A 24,131-nucleotide genomic window follows, 5' to 3' on the forward strand; every position below is an offset into this window, starting at 1 on the left:
CGCTCGATTGGCCCATGATCGGCTGATCAAAACATGGGGAGACTGTTCATGTATAACGAAGATGCCATCGCGGTATGGCGTTCCGAATTTATCGAATGGGGTCCGCGCATCCTCTTTGCGCTCCTTATCCTCGTCGTCACCCACTTCGTTGCCAAGGCGGTGGAATGGGCGATCGGCAAGGCGGTCAAGAAAATTCCCGTGTTGCAGCGCGATCCCGATCTCGATGGCACATCCATCGGCAAGGACATGGGACGCCTCGGCTACTGGCTGGTGTGGCTCGTCGGTCTGGTTGCTGCCCTTGAGCCGCTCGGCCTGTCCGACGTGCTCGAGCCGGTCCGCCGTCTCACCAACGAAGTCTTCGCGTTCATTCCCAACCTGATCGGCGCGCTGGTCATCTTCGTGGTCGGCCTTATCGTCGCCAAAGTGGCCCGCCACCTCGTCGAAGCTGCGCTGCGCGCGATCAACATTGAAGGCTGGGCACACAAGGCCGGGCTTCCCATCGGCGAACGCGCGGTCGCGGTCGACAGCGAGGGCGAAACCGTCGCCGATGCACCGTCCCCTGCCCGTCACAGCATTGCGCAGGCCGTGGGCCTGATCGTTTATGCGCTGATCATCATCCCGATCAGCATCGCCGCACTCGACGTTCTCCAGATCGAGGCCGTTTCGCGTCCGCTGACCGGCATGCTCGAGCAAGTGGCCTCTGCCATCCCCTATCTGTTGATGGGCCTGTTGTGGTTGGCTGTCGCTTATGTGATCGGACGCTGGGTGAAGTCCCTGATCGAGGCGGTCCTGCCGACTCTGGGCTTCGACAACGCCGTACGGTCGATGGGCATCATGGACGAGAGCGCGCAGCCATCGCGTATCGTCGGGTCGATCGCCTTCATCGCCGTGATGCTGGCTGCTGCCATCGAAGCCACTCGCGCCATCGGCGGATCGAGCGTATCGGCACTCCTGATCCAGATCACCGAACTTGGCGGCAAGGTGATCTTCGGGACCGTCATCATCGTCGTCGGCTTCTTCCTGTCGCGCCTGCTTGCCCGTTTTGTCGGCGAAGGCGCGGGAGAAGGCAGCTATGCGCAGACAATCGTCAAATGGGCGGTGATAACACTGTTCACCGCAATCGGCCTCACCTTCATGGGATTGGCCAACGAAATCGTGATCCTCGCCTTCGGCTTGATCCTTGGCGCGGCCGCGATCGCTGCTGCGATCGCATTCGGGCTGGGCGGGCGCGAGGCTGCGGCGCGCATGCTCGATCGCTGGCAGGCCCAGGCGATGGACGCACCTGTCGCGCGCCAGCCGACACCCAAGCGCATCCGCAAGGCCAGCGAGGACGATGACGATAGCCAACCGCCCTTGGTGTGAGGTTCGAACGCTTCGCCGCGATCGACTGGTCGGGCGCCAAGGGGAAGAAGCATAAGGGCATCGCCGTCGCCATCACGGCAGGCGATGCCGCCCCTGCCCTCGTTCGCCCTGGCCACGTCTGGTCGCGCCGCGAGGTGCTCGACTGGCTGATCGAGACAGCCGAGCAGGCCCCCACCCTGTTCGGCTTCGATTTCAGCTTCGCGCCGCCTTTCGCCGAACGCGGCAGCTATCTGCCCGGCGATGATGTGCCGGACAGCGCCAAGTCGTTCTGGGCCTATGTGGAGGCGCAAAGCGACGATGAGGATCTCGGCGCTGCCAGCTTCCTGGAACAGCGGCACCGCAGGCATTTCTACTTCGGCAAGGCGGACGGGACGAAGGCGGATTACATGCACTTTCGCGCTGTCGAGCAGCGGTTGAACGAGCAAGGGGGCGGCAAGGCGGCCACCGTCTATGACGCGATCGGCGCGGCGCAAGTCGCCAAGGCCAGCTTTGCGGGGATGCGCCTGCTCCATCGGCTGGACGGCAAAGTTCCGGTCTGGCCGTTCGATCCGGTAGAAGCCGGCAGCAGTGCTGTGGTGGAGATATACGGCCGTCTCTATATCCGCATGGCGGGTGGCAGCGGACGGAAACTGCGGCATGTCGATGACCTCAATGCGGCGCTCACCGCCCTCGGCAGCCCGCCGGTTCATAGCGATCGTGACTTGAGCGACCACGAAACCGACGCGCTGGTCACCGCCGCGGGAATGCGCGCCCACGCCGCACATCCCGATGCCTTCGACCCCCCTGCCCTCAGCGACGAGATAGCGCGAACAGAAGGCTGGACCTTTGGCGTGGTTTGAGCCAGAGAGCGCGGCGCGGTCGCCGGATTAGCTCAGCTGGTAGAGCAGCGGTTTTGTAAACCGAAGGTCGCGGGTTCGACTCCTGCATCCGGCACCGTCGCTCTCGATAGGCATCCGGGGGATGCTTATCGGCGCGACCGCCCCGAAGAGGGCGTTACAAGGTGCCGACCTCGATTTCGCTCATCGCCATGCGCCGTGCCTCGGCCGGCAGCGGGTATTTGTTGCCCGCCGCACAATTGAACAGCACGACCCGCTCGTCCTTTGCGACCAGCTTGCGGTCGAGCGCCTTGCGCCATGCCGCGACCACCGCAGCGCCTTCGGGGCACAGCAGCAGGCCGTCGCCCGCCGCGACATCGCGCCACGCTTCATGGATGGCCTCTTCGCTGACCGCCAGCGCCGCGCCGCCGCTCGATCGCACCGCGTCGAGGATGAGAAAATCGCCGACACAGCTCGGCACGCGAATGCCGACCGCGACGGTCGCCGGGTTTTCGCACCGCGCCGCGCAGCGTTCCCCGGTTTCGAACGCCGTGACGATGGGCGCGCAGCCCTCGGCCTGGACCGCATACATTCGCGGCCGCTCGGGACCAAGGAGGCCGATCGCTTCGAGTTCGTCGAAGGCCTTCCACATGCCGATGAGCCCGGTCCCGCCGCCGGTCGGATAAAAGATCGCGTCGGGCACTTCCCACCCCAGCTGTTCGATCAGCTCGAGCCCCATGACCTTCTTGCCTTCCAGTCGGTAGGGTTCTTTCAGCGTCGAGCAATCGAACCACTTGCCCGCCGCCGCGCCTTCGCCGACGAGCTTTCCGCATTGGTCGATCTGGCCGTCGGTGACGATGACCTCCGCCCCCTGCATCACGGCTTCGCGAATATTGGTTTCGGGCGTTTCCTCGGGGCAGATGACGAGGCTGGCGATCCCGGCGCGGCTGGCATAGGCCGCCAGCGCCGCGCCGGCGTTGCCGTTGGTCGGCATGGCGATCCGCTCGACCCCGAAATGCCGCGCCATCGACACCGCCATCGCCAGCCCGCGCGCCTTGAACGAGCCCGTAGGCAGTCGGCCTTCGTCCTTGACCAAAGGCGCACCGGTGCCATGCATCGCGCCAAGCGCATCGAGCGACAGGACGGGTGTTTCGATTTCGCCCAAGCTTACCGGCTCGGCGCCGACGGGTAGCGGCAACAATTCGCGCCACTTCCACATACCGCCCTTGCGACCGACTAGTGTGTTGCGGTCTAGCGCGGCAGCGGCCTTGTCGAGATCGTAGCGGGCGAGCAGCGGTTTGCCGCAAGCGGACAGGTTCTGCAGGCGATCCGCGTCATAGCGCTCGCCCGTCTGCGAACATTCGAGATGGGTCAGGAACATGGGGGCGCAGGCTAAGCGCGCCGCGCCCCCACGCCTAGATCAAAAGCTGAACCGCGCGCTCAGCCGGATATCGCGGCCCGCGAGCGGTGCGAAGTCCTTGGTGTAACTGGCATGGCGGCGCGCATCGACGTCGAAGATGTTGTTGGCCTGGAGAAGGATGAGCGATTCATTGTCTTCGCCGAACGGGCGCCAACCGACCGACGCGCCGACGAGCGCATAGCCATCGGTCGGGGTTTCAAAAGCGGCGACGCGATCCTGCTCGGCAACGAATTCCACCTCGCCGCGCACGACGAAATCGTCGATGTCGGCTTCCAGACCGCCGCCGATGCGAAATGCCGGGATGCGCGGCACGGGGCTCCCGTCATCCAGGGTTGCTCGGACATAGTCGGCGACCACGTCGCCGCGCAGCTGGAACGCGCCGTCGTCGACCAGCGTCGCGCCGGCCTCAATCTCGATCCCCCAATAGTTCGCGCCCTGCTGCCGGTAGACGAACAGCGGAAGCTCGTCTTCCTCAAGGCCGGTGTCCTGCAAGTAGATGAAGTCGTCAAACCACTGTTTCCAAACCGTCGCGGAAGCCGCCAAGCGTTCGCCCTTATGGCGAACGAATACTTCGCCGCCCCATGCCTTTTCCGTCGTCAGATCGGCATCGCCGACTTCGAAGGCCTGCGTGGCGATGTGCGGCCCATTCGAATAGAGCTCTTCGGCGGATGGCGCACGTTCGGCGCGCGAAGCGTTGATGCCGATGCTCGTATCAAGGTCGAGTTCATAGTTGAGACCGATGGCTGCGCTGAAGGCCGTGAAGTCGCGCTGCAACGCCAGTGTCGGCTCCTCGACATCGGTGAATTCGACACGCAGGGCGCCTTCGATTCCCAATGCATCGGGCTGGTATTCCTGCACCGTGAAGATGCCCCACTGGCTCGTCCCGTTGGGCGGAACGAACGCCTCGGCACCGATCGCCTCGAGGTCGCGCTGATAATACTGGATCCCGCTGGCACCGTGCCAGCCGTCAGTGTCGCGCTGCTTGAATTCGAGGCGACCTTCGACCCCGCTCGACAGGAAGGTGGTGCCGACCTCGTCGCCTTCGAGCTCGACATGGTCATAGTCGGCAGTGGCGAAGCGCAGCGTCGCGCTTTCGAAGAAGCCGTCGAGGTTGAGTTTTACCCGGCCGTCGAAGCGCTCCTGGCGCATGTCGATCGAGACGGTTTCTTCTTCCTCTTCGCCTTCTTCTTCACCTTCGCCCTCCTCGCCATGGTGGCCCGCGCCGGGGCGCAGCGGCACGCCGTAAAAGGTGTCGTAGATGGAGTAGGACGCACCGACTTCGACGACCTTGCCGATGTAGGCGGCACCGATCGAGCCGGTCCATTGTTCGGTCCCGCTATTGGGGATGGAGCCACGCAGGATGGCCAGTTCTTCCAGTTCGGCGGCTTCCTCGAATTCGCCTTCTTCAAATTCTTCTGCGGCCTCTTCGAGAAGCTCGGCGCGCAGCGGATCGGCAAAGACGAAGCCTCCCACTTTTACATCGTCGGTCTCGGCCCATGAAAAGTCAGCGTGAATCACGAAACGGTCGGCCAGCAGCACGTCGCCGGAAGCACCAAGGCGAATGCCGTCATCCGCGCTCGAATAGCCTCCGATGACATCGACATGGACGGCGTCATCGGGAATGGTGCGCGGGATACGGCGGTCGATGACATTGACCGCGCCGCCAATCGCCTGGCTACCGTAGATCAGCACCGCAGGACCGCGCAGCACCTCAATGCGCTCGGCGGTCAGCGGGTCGATCGTGACGGCATGATCGGCCGACGTGTTGGCAACGTCGATCGACCCCAACCCGTCATTGAGAACACGGATACGCTCGCCCTGGAAGCCGCGCAGCACGGGGCGCGAGGCACCCGGCGCGAAACTGGTCGACGAGACGCCCGGAAGCGACGCCAACGTGTCGCCGATCTGCGTGTCGAGATCGCGCACGAGATCGTCGCTTTCCAGCACCGAGGCACCGGCCAGCAGGTCCAGACCTTCGATCAGGTGCCCGGTGATGATGATCGGCTCGGCATCTTGCTGGGCGTCGGGCTGTTCGGGCTGGATGGCAGCGACGGCGGTTGAAGCCAAAAGCAGGCTCAGCATGGTCAAAATTCTCTTCGGCTAAAATTTGTTGGCCGCGAGGTACTTGTGACAATGTAACGTCACAATGAACGAGACGATGAAACGAGGCAGTTTGCCGACAAACCGAAAAAATGCGGCCCGGGAGCATGCTTCCGGGCCGCGAGAGGAAAGGACGGGGCTTCGACGCCCTTTCGCTTGATGGGAAAAAGTTTCTAGGGATCGATCCCCGCAGCGATGGCTTCCAGCTTGCGGACGCGTTCCTTGAGATCTGCCAGTTCGATCCGGCCGCCTGCGGCAGGGAGACCGGGTTCGCCGCCGATACTGGCCAGCTCGAGGCGCTTGAGATCTATCCAGGCACGGAAGGCCTTGAGAGCTGCCACGGTCGCCACACCAAGGCCGATGAGGCAGGCGCCGGCAATCAGGGAAATGGTGATGGGGTCAGCCATTATTTCTTCTCCCGCAGCTTTTCGATTTCGCGCGCCAGCTCGTCGCTGTCGGCGTTGTTGAGGTGATGATCGATCGCCATCATGCGGCGGTCGGCATCGTCGAGCTTGGTGCGCATGTCGTGGACCGATCCGCGCACCGGCTTTTCGCTACCCCGCCAGTTCTGGCTGTCGCGATGCCCGTCTTCCATGTCCTTGCGCTGCTGGAGCGAGAAAACGATGCCGAGAACGACATACATGCCTATGAGGAACCAGAAGCTCTCCACGAAGAAGAAGCTGGCGACGAAAGCGATGCGAAGGAAAGTCGGGTCAATTCCAAACCGGTTGCCCATGTAGGCGAAGACACCGGCGACCTTCTTGTCCTTGTTGGCAAGGCTGTAGCGATAGGTCTTGTTGGACATTATTCCCCTTCTTTCTTGTCTTCGTTGGCAGGGTCCTTCCGGGCGGCGCGGGCCGCCTTCATCGCCTGCAAGTCTTCCTCGGCCTTTTCCTCGGCCTTCAGGTCGGCAATCTCTTCTTCCAGGTCGCGCGGACCGGCAAGACCCATCGCTTCGGCATGGCCTTCTGCCAGATCGGCGCGGCGCTCAAGCATCTCAAAGCGCGAAAACGCCTCTTGCGTTCGCGAACCATACACCATCTCGCGGGCGCGGGCGCGGGTCATCGCACTTTCGATCCGACTGGAGATGCTGGCCTGGCGGGCGCGCGCTTCGCTCAGCTTCTTTTGCAGCTTGGCAATTTCGGCTTCGTAGCCGCGCAGCGTTTCTTCGATCTGCCGCATTTCCTGGTGCAGATTGTCGATCACGTCGCTGACCTTGGAGCGTTCGATCAAGGCCTGCTTGGCAAGATCCTCGCGATCCTTCGACAGCGCCAACTGGGCGCGCTCGGTCCACTGTTCGACCAGCGTTTCGAGTTGTGCGTGCTTGCGCCGCATCTCCTTGAGGTCAGCGATCGAGCGGGCCGCGGTCGCGCGCACTTCGACAAGCACCTCTTCCATCTCCGCGATGATCATGCGGATCATGCGGGCAGGATCTTCGGCCTTGTCGAGTAATTCGGTCACGTTGGCCGCGATGATGTCGCGCGCCCGCGTGAAGATGGGGCCGTTCAGCATCGCGCCGATCCTGGCGCGCGGCCCCTCGGTGCGAACCGGGTCGAGGCGCTTCGCCTCCAGGACCTTGGGTTCGCGAACTTTGGGAACCGCCTTGATGGGTTCCAGTTTAGGCATAGACCACCTGCTGGCTGATCGGGCTCGCCGCGATGGCGGCATCGGGGGCGATGGTCGCACCAAGCATTACGGCGCTGACAAGCAGCGCGGCAAGAGCGCTTAGAACGTTACGCTGTAAAGTCGAACCTGACATCTCTTCTTCTCCCTTTTTTCCCGCCGGTTGCGTCGATGGCGGGGCTGCCAAACACAATGCAACAGGCGTGCCAATCCATGATTTGCGCCATTTTCTTATGATTTGGGACAATTTGGGATGCAGGTTGGCGGGATTTCCCACCACCAGTTGGGAAAGCTTGCCAAGCGATGAACGGCGGAGCCGAACGCCAGCTCGCGCGTTGGGGAAAAAAGAATATGGGAGTTTATTATGCTTAGAGGATTGATTGGCGGCATCGTCGGGAAGAAAGCCGCGCAGGCTGTTGGCGGCGGCGCGGCCGGTGCCGCGGTCGGCGCTGCGCTTCCCTTCATCGCCGCACGTGGCCTTGGCCCGCTAGGGCTGGCCATCACCGGCCTGTGGGTGGCCAAGAAGGTCAAAGACAAGATCGATCGGCGCCGAACGCCGACCTATCCCGAAACGGCGACACCCGCGGCGCCGCCTGCAGCTTAGCAGAGGCTACCTCCCAGCTTTCACGTCTGCTGGGAGGCATGGAGGGTTAGTGCCCGTCCAGTCCACTTCGTCCGCCGCTGGCACCTCAGGCATGCCCGGCACTAGCGGTAAATTGCGATCGGCACGGTAGTGGATCCGCGCCATGCTATTATCGAAACGCTCCAGCCTTGCATTGTCCTTGGCGGCGCGCTGCGGCGAAAACTCGGTTTCCTCTGTACGCGACCCGCGCACCATCCGGATCGAGCCGTCGTCGCGTCGCTCCATCATGCGGTAATATATGCGCCCGTACAGCATCGTATCGAAGACGCTGCTCGGCTGCCATTGGGTGATATCGCTTTCTTCAGGAATGCGTATCGTCGTGGCGTAGCAATTATATGACGGTGACGAGTAATAAGGCGCTTCCTGAGGTTGGCCATCCGGCCGCTGGCGGCGTGGCGGGGGCGAAAAGCCTCCGCCCGGCAATGAGAGCGAGCGCAATCCATCCTCACCGTCCCAGTCAACCGGTCCGGTCCCGACGATTTGCAGGATGCTTGCGCGCGTCTCAACATCGTAGTGGTAGGAGACGCTTTCGATCGTGTCCCAGCCGCCGCTTCCAATAAAATTGTTGCGGATCGAATTTTCGAGCTGGGCCGCCGGTACTGCTGAGAGCTGCAGATATTCATTAAGCCCCTCGATCCCACGTTTGAGCATTGTCTGGGTCTTTCGTGCAGGCTTGTCGAACCCCTCGCTGGCGTCGATGTCGAAAATCCCCATCTCGTCGGGTAGGGTCGCGGGTTTCCAAGGCAATTTTTCCAGCGCTGCGCCTTTTGACGCCAGCGGGAGCGTAAATTTGTAAGGCAGCGCCGGATCAGTGCTGGCGGTGGCTACCGGCGGAAGCGTTCCGTCCATCCAGTACTGTTCGCCGTCGATCGTGGCGCGCACCAACACATGGTCAAACAGTCCGGGGTTCGCCAGCCGGCTATCGAAGCCGTCATCGGCGCCAGCATTGCTCGCCAGCACAGGCTCGGCTTGGATATCGAGTTCGTCGAGGAGGGCAAGCAACAGCACCGTCTTGCCCTTGCAGTCGCCATAGCGGCGTTGCCAGGTTTCATCGGCGGTAGCGGGCTTCAGGTTGCCGCCATTCAGACCGACATAGATGTAGCGGACCTGCTGCTGGACCAGCTTGAGTGCTGCCTGCGCACGCGCCATTGGGGTCCCGTGAGCCGCCATGATCCGCGCGGCCTCGGCCTTGAGCGGGCTATCGGCGGCTAGCTTTGCCGTCTCCCGATAAAGTGGAAAAAGGGTGCGCGATACGTCAGCCCAATCTTTGAAATCGCTATATTCGATAAGGCGCGTCCAGTTAAAACGTGGCGGCGCGCCGCTTGGCGGGTTGAGCACGTCCGGATTGACGGTGTCGACAGTTAACGAATTCTTCGAGCGTTCCACATCTACACCAAAATCATCGGTGAAGCGGACATTGGGCGCCTGCCCCTCGTCCCAGCTAACTGCTAGCTTGAATCGCCCAGGGGGCGGCGCATCGGCCAGGAACATTATGCCAAAGCTTTGCTGTCCGAAAGTGGGATCATGCGAAGGCGTCGTATATTCCAGTTCGATCGCATCGCCGACGCGAAGATCGGGTACGCGCAGGACAGCCGTAAGGAGGCCGTCGAGTATCGCGAGTTCGAGTTGGTCTTCGCGCCGCAGTATTTCGAAGTCGCTGTTTTCTAAAACATCGATTGCGGTTCCATCGCGGTGGATGAGAAGCGAGTGCACCACTGGTGAACCGGCGGCAGGGTTCCAGACGATGGCGACATTACCCGCCTCCAAAGCCTGCGGATGCGTGATGTGGATGCGCTGGCCGCTATAGGTCCATTGCCCTTTTCCGGTAAGGTGAATGAGCGAATCTTGCCGTTGTACAAAAAAGGCGCCATCCGATTGTGCCGGAACAGGCAGCGGATCGGAAGCTTCAACCCATTCGGGTACCGGCCCGCGTTCGATGGCTAATTCTTGCGCCAGCGACGGCGCGGCAAGAGCGGCAATCGATGCCGCCCTAAAGAATTTTGAAATACGCATATGTCCCCCTTACTCGGCAACGCGATCAAAGCATGATCGTAGTCGCCGCGCTAGGGGAAAGCTGCGCTAAGCCTTGTCCCAGAACGGCTCGACCTTGCCTTTGGCAGTGATCAGTAGCGGATTGCCGTTGCGATCGCGTGATTTGCCCATCGCGATTTTGATCCAGCCTTCGGAAATACAATATTCCTCGACGTTGACCTTCTCGACGCCGTTCAATCGAATGCCGATACCTTTTTGCAGCAACTCGTCGTTAAAATACTCGCTGCGCGGGTCCATCGACAGACGGTCGGGAAATTCTGCTTTTTCATTCTCGCTCATGCGCCTGCCTTTGGCGTGACATCACCCCTGCGTCAATCATTCGTCGATGGGGTGATTGCCAAGTGGCGGTGCGCCGTCCCATAACCCCGCAAGTATCCAAGTCAGGGGACCCCTTCATGAAACTTCGCTTCGCCCTTCTCGCTGCGGCCGTCATGCCGCTTACGCCTGCTCTTGCACAGGATCAGGAAGAGGCGCCGCCGACGTCGCCGCTGACCGAAGAAGAGCCGGGCGGCACGGTCGAAGACGATTCCAAGAAGGACCTCGAGGGCAAGGACTGGGTCGTCGATGCGCGGCGCGGGCCCGGGCGCAGCGTTCCGATCGACACGACGAGCGGCACCTGGATGAGCCTCGATGTCAGCCCCGACGGCAGCGAGATCGTGTTCGACATGCTAGGCGACATCTACCTGATGCCAATCAGCGGCGGGGACGCGGTGCCGATTTCGACCGGCCATGCGTGGGACATGCAGCCTGCCTTTTCGCCCGACGGCACGAAGATCGCTTTCACCTCCGATCGCGAAGGCGGCGACAATCTGTGGATCATGAACCGCGACGGATCGGATCCCAAGCAGATCACCAACGAAGAATTTCGCTTGCTCAACCAGCCCGAATGGACGCCCGACGGGCAGTTCATCGTAGGGCGCAAGCACTTCACGTCCGCGCGCTCGCTGGGTGCGGGCGAAATGTGGCTCTACCATACGTCCGGCATGTCGTCGGGCGTGCAAATGACCAAGAAGCGCACCGACCAGAAGGATACGGGCGAACCCGCATTCTCTCCCGACGGGCGCTACATGTACTATAGCGACGACAGCACGCCGGGTGGCATTTTCGAATATTCCAAGGACGTCAACACGCAGATCTACACGATCCTGCGGCTCGACCGGCAGACGGGCGAGATCGAGACCTATGTCGACGGCCCGGGCGGGGCGATCCGCCCCACCCCATCACCCGACGGAAAGAGCCTCGCCTTCATCCGCCGCGTGCGCGGCAAGTCGGTGCTGATGGTGATGGATATCGCCAGCGGACGCATCACGCCGGTCACCGACATCCTCGAACGCGACATGCAGGAAACCTGGGCGATCCATGGCGTCTATCCGCGCATGGAATGGACGCCTGACAGCCGCAATGTCGTGTTCTGGGCGAAGGGCGAGATCCACCGCGCCAATGTCGCCACGGGCGAGGTGCGCGAAATCCCCTTCCGCGTGCAGGGCGAGCGCTGGGTCGCCGATGCCGTGCGCCACCAGAAGGACGTGGGCGGCGACAGCTTCACGACCAAGCAGGTGCGCTGGGCGGAAGTCAGCCCCAATGGTCGCCAGGTCGTCTACGAATCGCTTGGCCGCCTGTGGCTCAAGGATATTGGCGGCGGCGCGCCGCGCGCGATCACGCCCGATGACGGCATCCGCCGCGCCTTCCCGACGTGGAGCCGCCAGGGCCGGCTTGCCTGGGTCGAATGGGATGACAAGGATCTCGGTCGGATCGTGACCGCCAACGGCAATGGCAGCGGCGTGCGCGCCGTGACCAGCGAGCCGGGCCATTATGTCGAGCCGACCTTCTCGCCCGACGGCAGCCGCATTGCCTATCGCAAGGTCGGCGGCGGATACCTGACCAGCCCGCTCTACAGCCGCGATACCGGCCTCTATACCGTGAGCGCCTCCGGCGGTACGCCGGTCAAGGTGCGCGACGCTGGGCTCCAGCCGGCTTTCAGCCCCGATGGGTCGCGCCTTCTCTATATCGACTTTGCCGATGGCGAGGGCGGCAACAACAAGGTGCAGCTGAGCTCGATCGATCTGCAGGACCGCAGCGAGATGACCCATCTCGTGACCGAACATGCAGGCAGTTTCTCGATCGCGCCGACGGGCGACTGGCTGGCATGGACCGAGCGCTTCCAGACCTATGTCGTGCCGTTCACCGATTTCGGGCGCACGCTGACCATCGGTCCCAAGACTAAGGCGCTGCCGATGGTGCAGGCGACCAAGGATGTCGGCGATTTCGTGCATTGGTCGGCGGACGGCAAGCGGCTCTACTGGAGCTACGGGCCCGAGTTGCAGATGCGCGACGTATCGAGCCTGGACAACCTGAAAGAAGAGACCCGCACGCTCGCAAATCTCGGCGTTACCACGCGCTATGCCAAGCCCAGCGGCACGCTAGCGCTGGTAGGCGCGCGCATCATCACCATGAACGGCGATGAAGTCATCGAGACCGGTACGATCCTGATCGACGGCGATCGGATCAGCGCGGTCGGGCAGACCGCGGCGATGACCTATCCCGCGGGCACACCCACGGTCGACCTCACCGGCAAAACGGTGATGCCCGGGCTGATCGATGCACACTGGCACGGCGGTCTTGGCACCAACGGCATCGTGCCGCAGCAGAACTGGACGCTCGCGGCGGGCATCGCCTACGGCGTCACCACGGTGCACGATCCGTCGAACGACACGCGCACATTCTTCGCCGCAAGCGAGATGCAGAAGGCGGGCAAGCTTGTGGGTCCGCGTCTCTATTCGACCGGCACGATCCTTTACGGCGCGACGGCGTCGATCACCGCCGAGATCGATACGCTCGAAGATGCGCGCAGCCATTTGCGGCGGTTGAAATCGGTCGGCGCCTTTTCGGTGAAGAGTTATAACCAGCCCCGCCGCGACCAGCGCCAGATGGTCATTCAGGCCGCGCGCGAGCTTGGCATGGAAGTTGTGCCCGAGGGCGGATCGCTTTTCCTCCACAACATGACCATGGTCATGGACGGCCACACCACCATCGAGCACGCCTTGCCGGTTGCCGATGTTTATGACGACGTGAAGCAGATGTGGGGCGGCCAGGGCGAAAAGACCGGTTACACGCCGACGCTCAACGTCGCCTATGGCGGGCCGTGGGGCGAGATGTACTGGTACAAGGAGACTAATGTCTGGGAGGAGCCGATCCTTTCGAAGTGGGTCCCGCAGCCATTACTCGACGCCGCCAGTCGGCGTGCCACCACCTTCCCTGATGAGGAAAACAACCTCCAGGAAGTGGTCGAGACCGCCAAGGAGCTGTCCGATCTCGGCGTGCCCGTGTCGATCGGCCCGCACGGCCAGCGCGAAGGCCTCGGCGCGCATTGGGAACTGTGGGCTTTCCAGATGGGCGGCATGACCAACCACGAGGCGCTGAAGACCGGGACGATCAATCCGGCGGTGGCCCTCGGCCTCGACCAGCATCTCGGCTCGATCACGCCCGGCAAGCTTGCTGACCTGGTCATCTTGGATCAAAACCCGCTCGACAATATCCGCAACTCGACCAGCATCACCCACGTGATGCTCAACGGGACGCTGTACGACGGCGACCTGCAGGTCGTTGCGGGCGGGACAGGGGGGATCGAGCCCTTCTGGTTCCAGGAAGATGCAGGCAGTGCCTACACGGTTGGCGGCGAAGCGGACACGCACGGCCACGGCAAGCATTAGGGCGTTCACAAACTCTTCCGTTTTGGCCGCCTTGCCGTTAGGGGGGCGGCCAAAGAGGAAACGCTGCCCGCTTACCTGCGTTGGCAGTCATGAGAGGTGAACATGGCCCGCGACGAACAGCGCTCCAATCGGCCTGCGCTCAAGCTGCACGTGCCCGAGCCGCCCTATCGGCCCGGAGACACGCCCGATTATTCGCACATCAAGGTGCCCGCCGCCGGCGAGGCGCCGCGTCCCGACATTGCATGCGACGATACCGAGACGCATCCGCTGACCAACCACTTGGTCCGCGTGCTCGACGATGCGGGCAAGGCCGTCGGTCCGTGGGATCCCAAGCTGGATCCCGACGTTCTGCGCAAGATGTACAGCGACATGGTGACGGTCCGCATCTTCGATGACCGCATGTACCGCGCCCAGCGCCAGGGCAAGACCAGCTTCTACATGAAGTGCACCGGCGAAGAGGCGATCGCGATCAGCGCTGCCGCCGCGATGGACGCCGAAGACATCCACTTCCCGACCTATCGTCAGCAAGGGCTGCTCGTCTACCGCGGCTACCCGCTGGTGAAGATGATGTGCCAGATCTATTCGAATGCGGGCGATCACATGAAGGGGCGCCAGCTGCCGATCATGTATTCGGACAAGGAGAAGGGCTTCTTCTCCATTTCGGGCAACCTAGGCACGCAATTCCCGCAGGCCGTCGGCTGGGCGATGGCGAGCGCGATCAAGGGCGACAGCCGCATTGCGATGGGCTGGATCGGCGACGGCGCGACGGCCGAAGGCGATTTCCACTCGGCCATGACGTTCGCGACAGTCTACCAGGCACCCGTCATCCTCGCGACGGTCAACAATCAGTGGGCGATCAGCTCGTTCAACGGTATTGCCGGCGCCGAACAGGCGACCTTCGCCGCGCGTGCAATCGGTTACGGCATGGCCGGGCTGCGGGTCGACGGGAACGACGCGCTGGCGGTCTATGCCGCCGTGCGCTGGGCCTCGGAGCGCGCGCGCACCAATAATGGCCCGACCATGATCGAGTTTTTCACCTACCGCGCCGAAGGTCACAGCACGTCGGACGATCCGACCGGCTATCGTCCCAAGGAAGAAAGCGAAGCCTGGCCGCTGGGCGATCCGATCGAACGGCTCAAGCAGCACCTCATGGCCAATGGCGAATGGGACGAGGAGCGCGACGCGGCGCTGAACGAGGAAAAGACCGCCGAGGTCCGCGCTGCGCAAAAGGAAGCCGAGAAACTCGGCGTGCTTTCCGACCAGGGCGACGAGGGCAAGGAAACCATGTTCGAGGACGTCTATGCAGAGATGCCCTGGCATATCGCCGAACAGCGCGATGCGGCGCTCAAGGAGGGCAAGTAGATGCCCACGATGAACATGATCCAGGCGCTCAACGATGCGCACAAGGTCGCGATGCGTGCCGACGAGGATATTGTCGTTTTCGGCGAGGATGCGGGCTATTTCGGCGGCGTGTTTCGCGTCACCGAGGGTCTCCAGAAGGAATTCGGCAAGGAACGCGCCTTTGACGCGCCGATCAGCGAGAACGGCATCGTCGCGACCGCTGTCGGGATGGCGGCCTACGGGCTCAAGCCGCTGATCGAAATCCAGTTCGCCGATTATATCTATCCGGGCTACGACCAGATCGTCAGCGAAGTCGCCAAGATGCGCTATCGCACCGCGGGCGAATGGACGATGCCGATGGTCATCCGCACGCCTTATGGCGGCGGCATCTATGGCGGCCAGACCCACTCGCAGTCGCCCGAAAGCCTGTTCACGCATATCGCGGGCCTCAAGGTCGTCGTGCCGAGCACGCCGTACGACGCCAAGGGCCTGTTGCTGGCATCGGTCGAAGATCCCGATCCCGTGATCTTCTTCGAGCCCAAGCGCATCTACAACGGCCCCTTCAGCGGCCATCACGACCAGCCGGTCGTGCCCTGGTCGAAATCGGAAGGCTCAGACGTGCCCGAAGGCCACTACACAGTGCCGCTGAGCAAGGCGAACGTGGTGCGCGAAGGCGAGGCGCTGACGGTGCTGGCCTACGGCACGATGGTGCATGTCGCACGCGCAGCGATGGAAGAAGCCGATATCGACGCCGAAATCATCGACCTGCGCACGCTGGTGCCGCTCGACATCGAGACGATCGAAGCTTCGGTCAAGAAGACCGGCCGCTGTCTCATAGTCCATGAAGCGCCGCGCACCTCGGGGTTTGGCGCCGAGCTGTCGGCGCTGGTGACCGAGCGCTGCTTCTACCACCTCGAAGCCCCCGTCGAGCGCGTGACGGGTTGGGACACGCCCTACCCGCACAGCTACGAATGGACCTATTTCCCCGGACCCGCGCGTATCAAAGCCGCGCTAGACAAGGTACTGGCAGACTGATGGCTACTTACAATTTCAAGCTTCCCGACATTGGCGAAGGCATCGCCGAGGCCGAGATCGTCGAATGGCACGTCAAGGTTGGCGATGTCATCGAAGAGGACGCACACCTCGCCGACATGATGACCGACAAGGCGACCGTGGAAATGGAAAGCCCCGTTGCCGGCAAGGTCATCAAGCTGGCCGGTGAAGTCGGTGATCAGATCGCGATCGGGTCGGTGCTCGTGGAGATTGAAACCGATGGCGATGCGCCCGCTGAGGTCGAAGAGCCCGCAGCCACCGAAGCCGAAGAGGAAATGCCGCTGGGCGACGGGGCCGAAGATCCGACACCAGCGCAGGAAAAGGAACTCCCGACGATAGACCAGGCTGAAGAAGCACCCGCGCCTGCGCCCGAACCCACGCCCGAGCCAACGCATGACTCTTCCGGCGAAAAGGTCCTCGCTTCCCCCACCGTGCGCAAGCGCGCCGAAGATCTCGGCATCGACCTTGCCCAGGTAAAGACGACCGCCGACCGCGTTCGCCACAGCGATCTCGATGCGTACCTGCTTTATAATGGCGGCAGCGTGTCGACCGGCGGGGGCGCGCCGCGCGCCGACGAGACCATCAAGGTCGTCGGCCTGCGCCGCAAGATCAGCGAAAACATGCAGGCGGCAAAGCGCAAGATCCCGCACTTCACGCTGGTCGAAGAATTCGACGTCACGTCGCTCGAAGAGACGCGCGCGATGATGAACAAGGATCGGGGCGACAAGCCCAAGCTCACCGTCCTGCCCTTCCTTATCACCGCGATGGCCAAGGCGCTGCCCGCATGGCCGATGCTCAACGCGACCTATGACGATGAAGCCAACGTCATCACGCGCCACGGCAAGCTCCACATGGGGATGGCCGCGCAGACCGATAACGGGCTGATGGTGCCGGTCATCCGCAACGCCCACGCCATGTCCGTCTGGCAGCTGGCGAACGAAATCAATCGCCTCGCCGAAGCTGCGCGTTCGGGCAAGATCGATCGCAGCGAACTCCAGGATCCGACGATTACCTTGTCGAGCCTTGGCCCCATGGGCGGCATCACCTCGACCCCGGTAATCGCGCCCCCGCAGGTCGCGATCATTGCGGTCAACAAGATGCAGGAAGTGCCCGTCATCGAGGACGGCGAACTGGTCGCCGCCAAGAAGATGAATCTGTCACTAAGCTGCGACCACCGCGTCGTCGACGGGTGGGATGCGGCAAGCTTCCTCCAGGAACTCAAGACCTACATCGAGAACCCGATCCGTCTGCTCAGCGCCTGAAGAAAGCAGATTTAGGCGGCAAGTCGCTCAATCGTCTCATTCGCGCTGTCGATAGCATCGGCGGCGGCTTCGGGCGACACCGCAACGCCGCTGGCGGACACGAATTCGGGCTGGATGCCGATAAAATTGAAGAAAGCGGTGAGGTAGCTCTTCGAATGTTCGAACGGGCTATCATCCTCGTACACACCTCCAGAGGCGAGCGCGATCACGACGCGCTTGTCGCCAGCCAGCCCGCGCGGCCCCTCGGCCGTATATTCGAACGTCCGGCCCGCCACTGCCAGCCGGTCGAGCCATGCCTTCAATTGGGTTGGGATCGTGAAATTATACATCGGTGCGCCGATGATGATCATGTCGGCAGCGAGAAATTCCTCGAGGATCTCAGGATCCTGGCCCCGCGCGGTAAGGTGGGGTAGCGGATCGGCGACAAGATCGCGCGTTACGTCGGCACCGCCGAACTGGCGCTCGATTTCGCTGGTCAGGCGCCGGCTGACGCTGTGTTCGCCGCTAATGCTGCTGTCGATTTTGAGAATGTTCATTTCATTCGCCTTCTTGGTTACTATATGATACCAAGACGCAATATGTTACCGATCGCCTCTATCGCAAGACGGCACATTTCAGGAACCCAGGCACATGCATGATACCGAACTCGAGCTCGAAGAACTGCACACGGCCGGCTGCAAGAATGTCGCTCCTGTGCTCAATCGTGTTGGTGACAAATGGTCGATGTTGATCGTCATGGTGCTGTCTACCGGATCGCGCCGCTTCAGCGAATTGAAGCGCGAAATCGACGGCATCTCGCAGCGCATGCTGACACGCAGCCTGCGCGGGCTCGAACGTGACGGGCTCATCAATCGCGACGTAACCCCATCCATTCCGCCGCGGGTCGATTATAGCCTGACCGACCTTGGGCAATCGCTGACGACGCCGGTTCGAGCCCTGGGCGAATGGGCGATCGAACATATCGCATGCATTCGTGCCGCGCAGGAAGAATATGACCGGCGCACGGACGACGCTGTCGGCTGACAGCTTGCGCCGAGGTATAATGCGCTGAAAGCCCTGCTTGCCAACCCCATGGCGGAGGTTCATTCTTAACCTTCGTTAGTTGCGTGTGCGTACAAACGACTCGCAGGGGGACACATATGAAGACAGTAATTTCGCGCCGGCGGCTGATCGCCGGTGGCATCGGCATCACGGTCGGCGCGCCATTGATCGCGCAAGACAACGTCATCGACCGGATGATGAAGGCGACACCGCCGCAGCAGCTCGGCCCATTCTATCCGGTCGCAAGGCCGCTCGACCAGGATGCCGACCTCACCCGGCTCGACGGGCATAGCGAAAGCGCGGAAGGTCCGCGTATGGACCTGTTCGGTATCGTGCGCGATTTCGACGGCACGCCGGTGCCAGGTGCGACGCTCGACCTGTGGCAGGCCAACGTGCACGGGCGCTACCTGCATGGCGGCGACGATCGCGAAGATCTCCCGCTCGATCCGCATTTCCAGGGCTCGGCCAAGGTTACCACGGATGCCGAGGGACGCTACCGCATCCGCACCATCATTCCGGGTATCTACGGCGTCGGCGACCTGGTTCGTCCGCGCCACATCCACTTCACGATAGACGGTAAGCAATCGCGGCTGACGACGCAGATGTATTTTCCGGGCGAAAAGGAAAACGCCAACGAGGACATTGCCGATGATTCCATGCTGGTGGCGAAGAGGGCGCCGGCGCTGGACGGCTCGATTGAAGCCTTCAACTGGGATGTCGTGCTGCCGTTCGGCTGATCATCGCGATTTTCGGGGTGCGCTTAAGGATGACGGCGGCTAACGCTGGCAACCAATGACGCTCCTGTTGATTCTTGGCGGCCTCGTACTTCTCGGCCTGGGCGGCGAATTTCTCGTACGCGGCACCGTGGGACTGGCACGGCGCTTTGGCGTCTCGCCGCTATTGGCCGGCCTTGTCATCGTCGGCTTCGGCACCTCGGCGCCGGAACTCGTCACCAGCCTGCAGGCCGCGCTATCGGGGTCGCCCGACATATCGGTCGGCAACGTCGTCGGTTCGAACATCGCCAACGTGCTACTTATCCTTGGTATCAGCGCCATCATCATCCCGCTGCCGATCAAGCCGCCGGCCTTCTACCGCGACGGCTTTGCCATGAGCATGGCGGCGCTTGCGGCGCTGGCGGGCGTGCTGCTCGGCGGGTTCGACCGGCTGGCGGGAATTCTGCTGGGAATGATGCTGCTGGCTTACATCATCGTCGCCTACGTTACCGACCGCGACAAGCATGATGATGAGGCCGAACGCCACCTCCACGCAGAAGCGCAGAAGCCCGATACCAAGCGCGGTCTTGCGCTGCTGGTATTGATGACCGCAGGCGGCATCGCGGGCGTGATCTTTGGGGCACAATATCTGATCGAGGGCGCGGTGACGCTGGCCCGCGGCATGGGCGTGTCCGAAGCGGTGATCGGCCTGACCGTCGTCGCGGTCGGCACCTCGCTACCCGAACTGGTCGCCTGCGCCGCCGCTGCCATCAAGAAAGAGCCCGACGTCGCGCTCGGCAATATCGTGGGCAGCAGCATCTACAACATCTTCGGCATCCTCGGCATCACCGCTGCGATCGTTCCGCTCGGCGCGCCGCCCGAAATCGCGCGGTTCGACATCTGGGTGCTGGTCGGCGTCACCGGCCTGCTCATGCTGTTCCTGCGCACCGGCTGGACGATCTATCGCTGGGAAGGCGTCGTCTTCACCGGCGCCTATGCGGCCTATGTCGGCTTCCAATTGGCAGGCGCGCTCTGACCCGTTAGGCAGCTAGCCATGAGCACCGACATCGCCGCACTCAGCGCGCTGGAAACCCGCCTGCGCTGGCTCGCCAGCTGGACCATCCACAACGCCAATCACCTCCGGCCCAAGGCGGACGGCGTGAAGGTCGGCGGCCACCAGGCCTCGAGCGCGTCGATGAGCGCGATCATGGCGGCGCTCTATTTCCACGCGCTGGGTCCCAACGACCGCGTCGCGGTGAAGCCGCACGCCGGGCCGGTTCTGCATGCGATCCACTACCTGCTGGGCAACCAAGCCCGCGAAAAGCTGGAAGCCTTCCGCGGGCTTGGCGGGGCGCAAAGCTATCCCAGCCGCACCAAAGACACGATTCCCGTCGATTTCTCGACCGGGTCGGTGGGGCTCGGCGTTGCCATCACCCTCTTTGCCAGCCTGATGCAGGATTATCTCACCGCGCACGGCAAGATAGCCGAGGAGGATCGCGGCCGCTTCGTTGCGCTGATTGGCGATGCCGAGCTCGACGAAGGAAACATCTACGAAGCCATCATCGAGGGCTACAAACACGACGTGCGCAACCTGTGGTGGATCGTCGACTATAACCGACAGAGCCTCGATGCGACCTCGACCGATCGCATGTTCGAACGCTTCGACGAGATCTTTGCAAGCTGCGGCTGGCGCACGGTGGAAATCCGCTACGGCAAAAAGCTCAAGAAAGCGCTGCAAGCCAAGGGCGGCAAGCCCGTCAAGGACTGGCTCGAAAGCCTGCCCAACGCCGATTTTTCCGCGTTGCATTATCAGGGCGGCGCCGCATGGCGCGCGCGGATCAAGGCTGACCTTGGGAAGAAAGGCGATGCCTTCCTGTCGGCGCATAAGGATGACGAAGCGCTGGGCGACCTCATGCTCGATCTTGGCGGGCACTGCATGGAAACGCTGGTTGAGGCGTTCGACGAAGCCAAGAAGGATGACACCCCGACTTTCTTCATCGCGTGGACGGTCAAGGGCTTCGGCATGCCTTTTGCGGGGCATAAGGACAATCACGCCGGGCTAATGAACCCCAAACAGATCGCGGCGATGCGCGACAGCATGGGGATAGCGGAAGGCGATGAATGGGAACCGCTCGCCGGGCTTGGCGACAATATGCGCCCCAAGGCAGAAGCGGTGCTGGAAGCGACGCGGATCAAGCAGGAAAAACGAAATCGTTCGTTCGGCACGGTAACGATCCCCAATCTTCCTGCGCCCGAAGGCAACGAGCAATCCACGCAGGCCGCGTTCGGACGCATTCTCATGGATTTGAGCAAGGCTGGCGGCGAGCTCGCCGATCGCATCGTCACCACCTCGCCCGACGTTACCGTCTCGACCAATCTTGGCGCATGGGTGAACCAGCGCGGCCTGTTCCGCCGCCGCGATGTCGAGGACGTGTTCGCCAAGGCAAAGATTCCCAGCGCGCAAAAGTGGGGTGCGAGCAACCAAGGCCAGCACATCGAACTTGGGATCGCCGAATCCAACCTGTTCCTGATGCTGGCCGCCGCCGGTCTCTCCGGCGACCTGTTCGACGAGCGTCTCTTTCCCATCGGCACGCTCTACGACCCCTTCATCGCGCGGGGTCTCGATAGCCTCAATTACGGCTGTTACCAGGATGCCCGCTTCCTGCTCGTTGCCACCCCGTCGGGCCTGACGCTGGCACCCGAAGGCGGCGCGCACCAGTCGATCAATCCGCCGCTTATCGCGCTGGGCCAGCCGGGCCTTCGTCATTACGAACCGGCCTATGCCGACGAACTCGCGGCGATGATGCACGAAGCCTTCCGCCTGATCGACGACCCGGACGGCGAAAGCACCTACCTGCGCCTGTCGACCCGACCGGTCGAGCAGGTCGCGCGTGACAATGACGATTGGAAAGACGGCGCGCTGCAAGGCGGCTATTGGCTGAAAGAACCCGCCGAGGGCGCCGAAGCCGCGATCGTGGCGATGGGTGCGCTGATGCCCGAAGCGCTCGCCGCCTATGAAGAACTCAGCGCCGATATTCCCGGGCTTGGGCTTCTTAACGTGACATCCCCCGACCTGCTGCATCGTAGTTGGACCGCGGCGCAGGCCGCGCGTTGGGGCGGCGAACGTGCGCCCAGTCATGTCGAGCAGCTTCTTGGCCGCCTTGCACCAGGGGCAGGTCTCGTCACGCTGTGTGATGCCGCGCCCGCTTCGCTGTCATGGCTTGGCGGCGTCCTCGGGCAGCGCGTTGCGCCGCTCGGGGTCGAGAAGTTCGGGCAGACCGGCAACCTTGCCGAGCTGTACGCCACGTACCGGCTCGACGGCGACGCCATTACCGAGGCGATGGCGGAGATTCTCTTGACGCCATCTTAACCCTTCGCGCGCTATGCGAAGGCCATGTCGCGCACACCGCTCGAACTCCAATTGGCCCACGAACTCGACGAAGCCCGCAAGCTGCTCGAAACGATGGGCGATGAGCTCGCCACCGATATCGAGGTGGTGATGGCGCATGGCGTGGCGCTGCAATCGGTCGACATCGTCGGGCAGATCATGGGACACATCGCGGCTGTGGTGCGCGCGACGGAACGCGGCGAGGCGGTCGAGGATATCGGCATGCACGACCTGAAGATGAAGCTCCTTCCCACCTTGAAGGACGCTTGCGACAAGGCCGCCTGACGCTTAGGCAACCATCATGGCAGGCAAATTTTTCGACGAGTGGCAGCAAGGCGAAGTCATCGCCCACGCCATCACGCGCACCGTGACCGAAACGGACAATCTCCTTTTCTCGACCATGACGCACAATCCGCAGCCGCTGCATCTCGATCACGAGGCGGCAAAGGACACCGAATTCGGGCAAATTCTGGTCAACAGCTGTTTCACCTTCAGCCTGATCGTGGGGGTGTCGGTGGGCGATACGACGCTGGGGACGCTGGTCGCGAACCTTGGCTACGACAGCATGAAATTTCCCAAGCCCGTCTTCATCGGCGACACGATCCGCAGCGAAAGCGAAGTGACCGCGCTGCGCGAGAGCAAGTCGCGCCCGAACGCGGGGATCGTGACTTGGGAACATCGCGGCTTCAACCAGCGCGATGAACTGGTGTGTAGCTTTTCGCGCTCCGCCCTGCTCCTGAAAAAGCCGTCATGAGCGTGAAGCCTGCGCGCAGCTGGCTGTTCGTTCCCGCCGACAGCGAAAAAAAGATCGCCAAGGCGGTTCAAGGCGATGCCGACGCCATCATCTTCGACCTTGAGGACAGCGTTGCGCCCGCCCGCAAGCAGGATGCCCGCGATATCCTCGGCAACCTGCCGCAGCGCGACGGCGGCCCGCAATGGTGGCTTCGCATCAACCCGATCGACTGCGACCATCATCGCCGCGACCTGAAACTACTGGCGCGCCATGACCTGACCGGCATCGTTTTGCCCAAGGCCGAGAGCGGTCAGGACATTACGCATATCCAGCATTCGATCGGCGACATTCCGATCCACGCCATCGTCACCGAAACGCCCGCCAGCCTGTTTGGCCTGCTGTCCTACCGCGATGCCGCCAGCCCGCTCACCGCGATGAGCTGGGGCGCCGAAGACCTGTCGGCCGCGTTGGGGGCGAGCTCCAAGCTTGGCCCCGACGGCGAATTGGCGTTCACTTACAAGCTCGCGCGTTCGCTATGCCTGGCTGGCGCCGTCGCCGCAGGTGCGCAGCCGGTGGACGGCGTTTTTACCGACATTCGCGATCTCGAAGGCCTCGCTGCCGAAGCCAAGGCGGCCGCAGCCGAAGGATTTACCGGCAAACTTGCGATCCATCCCGCACAGGTCGCGGTGATCAATGACGCCTTCACCCCGAGCGAAAGCGAGATCGCCCATGCCAAGGCGGTGGTCGATGCCTTCAAGGCCGATCCGAACGCCGGCGTTCTCGATGTCGGCGGCAAGATGGTCGACAGGCCCCACCTCGTCCAGGCGATGAACCTGCTCGAACGGCGACGCTGACGGGTTGACCCCGCCCCCAAA

At 62.7% G+C, this 24,131-nt stretch carries 23 protein-coding genes and 1 tRNA gene; 15 read left to right on the forward strand and 9 right to left on the reverse strand.

Going from position 1 to position 24,131, the window contains the following annotated elements; genetic code table 11:
- Positions 1-48: 48 nt before the first annotated feature.
- The 3 genes from NUX07_RS10280 (at position 49) to NUX07_RS10290 (ending at position 2,295) form a co-directional block, all read left to right on the forward strand.
- Positions 49-1,362 carry a mechanosensitive ion channel gene (locus NUX07_RS10280; protein ID WP_265530482.1) on the forward strand — a complete coding sequence of 438 codons (1,314 nt, stop codon included), beginning with the start codon at positions 49-51 and terminating at the stop codon, positions 1,360-1,362.
- Positions 1,359-2,201, forward strand: a complete 843-nt coding sequence (locus tag NUX07_RS10285; protein ID WP_265530483.1) for a hypothetical protein — start codon at positions 1,359-1,361, stop codon at positions 2,199-2,201. Before NUX07_RS10280 ends, NUX07_RS10285 begins: the two co-directional genes overlap by 4 nt.
- A 21-nt stretch (positions 2,202-2,222) precedes the next feature.
- A tRNA-Thr gene (locus NUX07_RS10290) sits at positions 2,223-2,295 on the forward strand.
- 60 nt (positions 2,296-2,355) lie between these two features.
- Here the strand turns inward: NUX07_RS10290 and NUX07_RS10295 are convergent.
- The 6 genes from NUX07_RS10295 to NUX07_RS10320 form a co-directional block, all read right to left on the reverse strand.
- The gene (locus NUX07_RS10295; RefSeq protein ID WP_265530484.1) at positions 2,356-3,558 is read right to left on the reverse strand and encodes a threonine synthase; all 1,203 of its coding nucleotides are present in this window, start codon (positions 3,556-3,558) and stop codon (positions 2,356-2,358) included.
- Positions 3,559-3,597: 39 nt separating this feature from the next.
- Entirely contained in the window at positions 3,598-5,679 is a 2,082-nt protein-coding gene (locus NUX07_RS10300; protein ID WP_265530486.1) for a TonB-dependent receptor, read from the reverse strand.
- Between the two features lie 191 nt (positions 5,680-5,870).
- Positions 5,871-6,104, reverse strand: a complete 234-nt coding sequence (locus tag NUX07_RS10305) for a hypothetical protein (RefSeq protein WP_265530487.1) — start codon at positions 6,102-6,104, stop codon at positions 5,871-5,873.
- Positions 6,104-6,502, reverse strand: coding sequence for a PspC domain-containing protein (locus tag NUX07_RS10310; protein WP_265530488.1), 399 nt, complete (start codon positions 6,500-6,502; stop codon positions 6,104-6,106). The genes NUX07_RS10305 and NUX07_RS10310 overlap by 1 nt, the downstream gene beginning before the upstream one ends.
- Entirely contained in the window at positions 6,502-7,209 is a 708-nt protein-coding gene (locus tag NUX07_RS10315; protein ID WP_265530795.1) for a PspA/IM30 family protein, read from the reverse strand. Before NUX07_RS10315 ends, NUX07_RS10310 begins: the two co-directional genes overlap by 1 nt.
- A 106-nt stretch (positions 7,210-7,315) precedes the next feature.
- Positions 7,316-7,456, reverse strand: a complete 141-nt coding sequence (locus NUX07_RS10320; protein ID WP_265530490.1) for a hypothetical protein — start codon at positions 7,454-7,456, stop codon at positions 7,316-7,318.
- 228 nt (positions 7,457-7,684) lie between these two features.
- Between NUX07_RS10320 and NUX07_RS10325 the strand changes: the two genes are divergently transcribed.
- Positions 7,685-7,924, forward strand: a complete 240-nt coding sequence (locus NUX07_RS10325; RefSeq protein WP_265530491.1) for a hypothetical protein — start codon at positions 7,685-7,687, stop codon at positions 7,922-7,924.
- A 6-nt stretch (positions 7,925-7,930) separates the two neighbouring features.
- Here NUX07_RS10325 and NUX07_RS10330 read toward each other — a convergent pair whose 3' ends face one another.
- Both NUX07_RS10330 and NUX07_RS10335 read right to left on the reverse strand, forming a co-directional pair.
- Positions 7,931-9,976: a DUF3857 domain-containing protein gene (locus NUX07_RS10330; protein ID WP_265530492.1), complete on the reverse strand. Its 2,046-nt coding sequence runs from the start codon at positions 9,974-9,976 to the stop codon at positions 7,931-7,933.
- A gap of 66 nt (positions 9,977-10,042) precedes the next feature.
- Positions 10,043-10,294 (reverse strand): DUF3297 family protein, encoded by a 252-nt coding sequence (locus NUX07_RS10335; RefSeq protein WP_265530493.1) that lies wholly within the window; start codon positions 10,292-10,294, stop codon positions 10,043-10,045.
- A gap of 116 nt (positions 10,295-10,410) precedes the next feature.
- Here NUX07_RS10335 and NUX07_RS10340 point away from each other — a divergent pair, with 116 nt between their 5' ends.
- From NUX07_RS10340 to NUX07_RS10355, 4 genes are all read left to right on the forward strand, one after another.
- Positions 10,411-13,725, forward strand: coding sequence for an amidohydrolase family protein (locus NUX07_RS10340; RefSeq protein ID WP_265530494.1), 3,315 nt, complete (start codon positions 10,411-10,413; stop codon positions 13,723-13,725).
- A gap of 102 nt (positions 13,726-13,827) precedes the next feature.
- Entirely contained in the window at positions 13,828-15,087 is a 1,260-nt protein-coding gene (locus NUX07_RS10345) for a 3-methyl-2-oxobutanoate dehydrogenase (2-methylpropanoyl-transferring) subunit alpha (protein ID WP_265530495.1), read from the forward strand.
- A complete protein-coding gene (locus NUX07_RS10350; protein WP_265530496.1) occupies positions 15,088-16,101 on the forward strand; it encodes an alpha-ketoacid dehydrogenase subunit beta in 1,014 nt (337 codons plus the stop codon).
- Positions 16,101-17,381: a dihydrolipoamide acetyltransferase family protein gene (locus tag NUX07_RS10355; RefSeq protein ID WP_265530497.1), complete on the forward strand. Its 1,281-nt coding sequence runs from the start codon at positions 16,101-16,103 to the stop codon at positions 17,379-17,381. Before NUX07_RS10350 ends, NUX07_RS10355 begins: the two co-directional genes overlap by 1 nt.
- An 11-nt stretch (positions 17,382-17,392) precedes the next feature.
- On the opposite strand, the gene NUX07_RS10360 is transcribed toward NUX07_RS10355, so the two are convergent.
- Complete coding sequence (locus tag NUX07_RS10360; RefSeq protein WP_265530498.1) at positions 17,393-17,917, reverse strand: FMN-dependent NADH-azoreductase; 525 nt, start codon at positions 17,915-17,917, stop codon at positions 17,393-17,395.
- Between the two features lie 94 nt (positions 17,918-18,011).
- Here NUX07_RS10360 and NUX07_RS10365 point away from each other — a divergent pair, with 94 nt between their 5' ends.
- The 7 genes from NUX07_RS10365 (at position 18,012) to NUX07_RS10395 (ending at position 24,110) form a co-directional block, all read left to right on the forward strand.
- Entirely contained in the window at positions 18,012-18,404 is a 393-nt protein-coding gene (locus NUX07_RS10365; RefSeq protein WP_265530499.1) for a winged helix-turn-helix transcriptional regulator, read from the forward strand.
- Between the two features lie 116 nt (positions 18,405-18,520).
- On the forward strand, positions 18,521-19,159 hold the full coding sequence (locus NUX07_RS10370; RefSeq protein ID WP_265530500.1) for a dioxygenase family protein: 639 nt from the start codon (positions 18,521-18,523) through the stop codon (positions 19,157-19,159).
- Positions 19,160-19,214: 55 nt separating this feature from the next.
- Entirely contained in the window at positions 19,215-20,171 is a 957-nt protein-coding gene (locus NUX07_RS10375; protein ID WP_265530501.1) for a calcium/sodium antiporter, read from the forward strand.
- 18 nt (positions 20,172-20,189) lie between these two features.
- A complete protein-coding gene (locus NUX07_RS10380) occupies positions 20,190-22,505 on the forward strand; it encodes a transketolase family protein (protein ID WP_265530502.1) in 2,316 nt (771 codons plus the stop codon).
- Between the two features lie 24 nt (positions 22,506-22,529).
- The gene (locus NUX07_RS10385; protein ID WP_265530503.1) at positions 22,530-22,808 is read left to right on the forward strand and encodes a hypothetical protein; all 279 of its coding nucleotides are present in this window, start codon (positions 22,530-22,532) and stop codon (positions 22,806-22,808) included.
- Between the two features lie 16 nt (positions 22,809-22,824).
- Entirely contained in the window at positions 22,825-23,277 is a 453-nt protein-coding gene (locus tag NUX07_RS10390; RefSeq protein ID WP_265530504.1) for a MaoC family dehydratase, read from the forward strand.
- Entirely contained in the window at positions 23,274-24,110 is an 837-nt protein-coding gene (locus tag NUX07_RS10395; protein WP_265530505.1) for an HpcH/HpaI aldolase/citrate lyase family protein, read from the forward strand. Before NUX07_RS10390 ends, NUX07_RS10395 begins: the two co-directional genes overlap by 4 nt.
- The last annotated feature ends 21 nt before the right edge of the window (positions 24,111-24,131 follow it).

This window comes from Sphingomicrobium marinum (assembly GCF_026157105.1).
Classification (GTDB): Bacteria; Pseudomonadota; Alphaproteobacteria; order Sphingomonadales; family Sphingomonadaceae; genus Sphingomicrobium; species Sphingomicrobium marinum.

What these genes read in the sequence shown, in the direction of transcription:
- NUX07_RS10370 (WP_265530500.1), top strand. Translation starts at nt 18,521, where the DNA reads ATGAAGACAGTAATTTCGCGCCGGCGGCTGATCGCCGGTGGCATCGGC.
- NUX07_RS10355 (WP_265530497.1), top strand. Translation starts at nt 16,101, where the DNA reads ATGGCTACTTACAATTTCAAGCTTCCCGACATTGGCGAAGGCATCGCC.
- NUX07_RS10325 (WP_265530491.1), top strand. Translation starts at nt 7,685, where the DNA reads ATGCTTAGAGGATTGATTGGCGGCATCGTCGGGAAGAAAGCCGCGCAG.
- NUX07_RS10330 (WP_265530492.1), bottom strand. Translation starts at nt 9,976, where the DNA reads ATGCGTATTTCAAAATTCTTTAGGGCGGCATCGATTGCCGCTCTTGCC.
- NUX07_RS10375 (WP_265530501.1), top strand. Translation starts at nt 19,215, where the DNA reads ATGACGCTCCTGTTGATTCTTGGCGGCCTCGTACTTCTCGGCCTGGGC.
- NUX07_RS10280 (WP_265530482.1), top strand. Translation starts at nt 49, where the DNA reads ATGTATAACGAAGATGCCATCGCGGTATGGCGTTCCGAATTTATCGAA.
- NUX07_RS10360 (WP_265530498.1), bottom strand. Translation starts at nt 17,917, where the DNA reads ATGAACATTCTCAAAATCGACAGCAGCATTAGCGGCGAACACAGCGTC.
- NUX07_RS10350 (WP_265530496.1), top strand. Translation starts at nt 15,088, where the DNA reads ATGCCCACGATGAACATGATCCAGGCGCTCAACGATGCGCACAAGGTC.
- NUX07_RS10380 (WP_265530502.1), top strand. Translation starts at nt 20,190, where the DNA reads ATGAGCACCGACATCGCCGCACTCAGCGCGCTGGAAACCCGCCTGCGC.
- NUX07_RS10335 (WP_265530493.1), bottom strand. Translation starts at nt 10,294, where the DNA reads ATGAGCGAGAATGAAAAAGCAGAATTTCCCGACCGTCTGTCGATGGAC.
- NUX07_RS10315 (WP_265530795.1), bottom strand. Translation starts at nt 7,209, where the DNA reads ATGCTGAACGGCCCCATCTTCACGCGGGCGCGCGACATCATCGCGGCC.
- NUX07_RS10310 (WP_265530488.1), bottom strand. Translation starts at nt 6,502, where the DNA reads ATGTCCAACAAGACCTATCGCTACAGCCTTGCCAACAAGGACAAGAAG.
- NUX07_RS10385 (WP_265530503.1), top strand. Translation starts at nt 22,530, where the DNA reads ATGTCGCGCACACCGCTCGAACTCCAATTGGCCCACGAACTCGACGAA.
- NUX07_RS10390 (WP_265530504.1), top strand. Translation starts at nt 22,825, where the DNA reads ATGGCAGGCAAATTTTTCGACGAGTGGCAGCAAGGCGAAGTCATCGCC.
- NUX07_RS10365 (WP_265530499.1), top strand. Translation starts at nt 18,012, where the DNA reads ATGCATGATACCGAACTCGAGCTCGAAGAACTGCACACGGCCGGCTGC.
- NUX07_RS10300 (WP_265530486.1), bottom strand. Translation starts at nt 5,679, where the DNA reads ATGCTGAGCCTGCTTTTGGCTTCAACCGCCGTCGCTGCCATCCAGCCC.
- NUX07_RS10295 (WP_265530484.1), bottom strand. Translation starts at nt 3,558, where the DNA reads ATGTTCCTGACCCATCTCGAATGTTCGCAGACGGGCGAGCGCTATGAC.
- NUX07_RS10340 (WP_265530494.1), top strand. Translation starts at nt 10,411, where the DNA reads ATGAAACTTCGCTTCGCCCTTCTCGCTGCGGCCGTCATGCCGCTTACG.
- NUX07_RS10345 (WP_265530495.1), top strand. Translation starts at nt 13,828, where the DNA reads ATGGCCCGCGACGAACAGCGCTCCAATCGGCCTGCGCTCAAGCTGCAC.
- NUX07_RS10305 (WP_265530487.1), bottom strand. Translation starts at nt 6,104, where the DNA reads ATGGCTGACCCCATCACCATTTCCCTGATTGCCGGCGCCTGCCTCATC.
- NUX07_RS10320 (WP_265530490.1), bottom strand. Translation starts at nt 7,456, where the DNA reads ATGTCAGGTTCGACTTTACAGCGTAACGTTCTAAGCGCTCTTGCCGCG.
- NUX07_RS10395 (WP_265530505.1), top strand. Translation starts at nt 23,274, where the DNA reads ATGAGCGTGAAGCCTGCGCGCAGCTGGCTGTTCGTTCCCGCCGACAGC.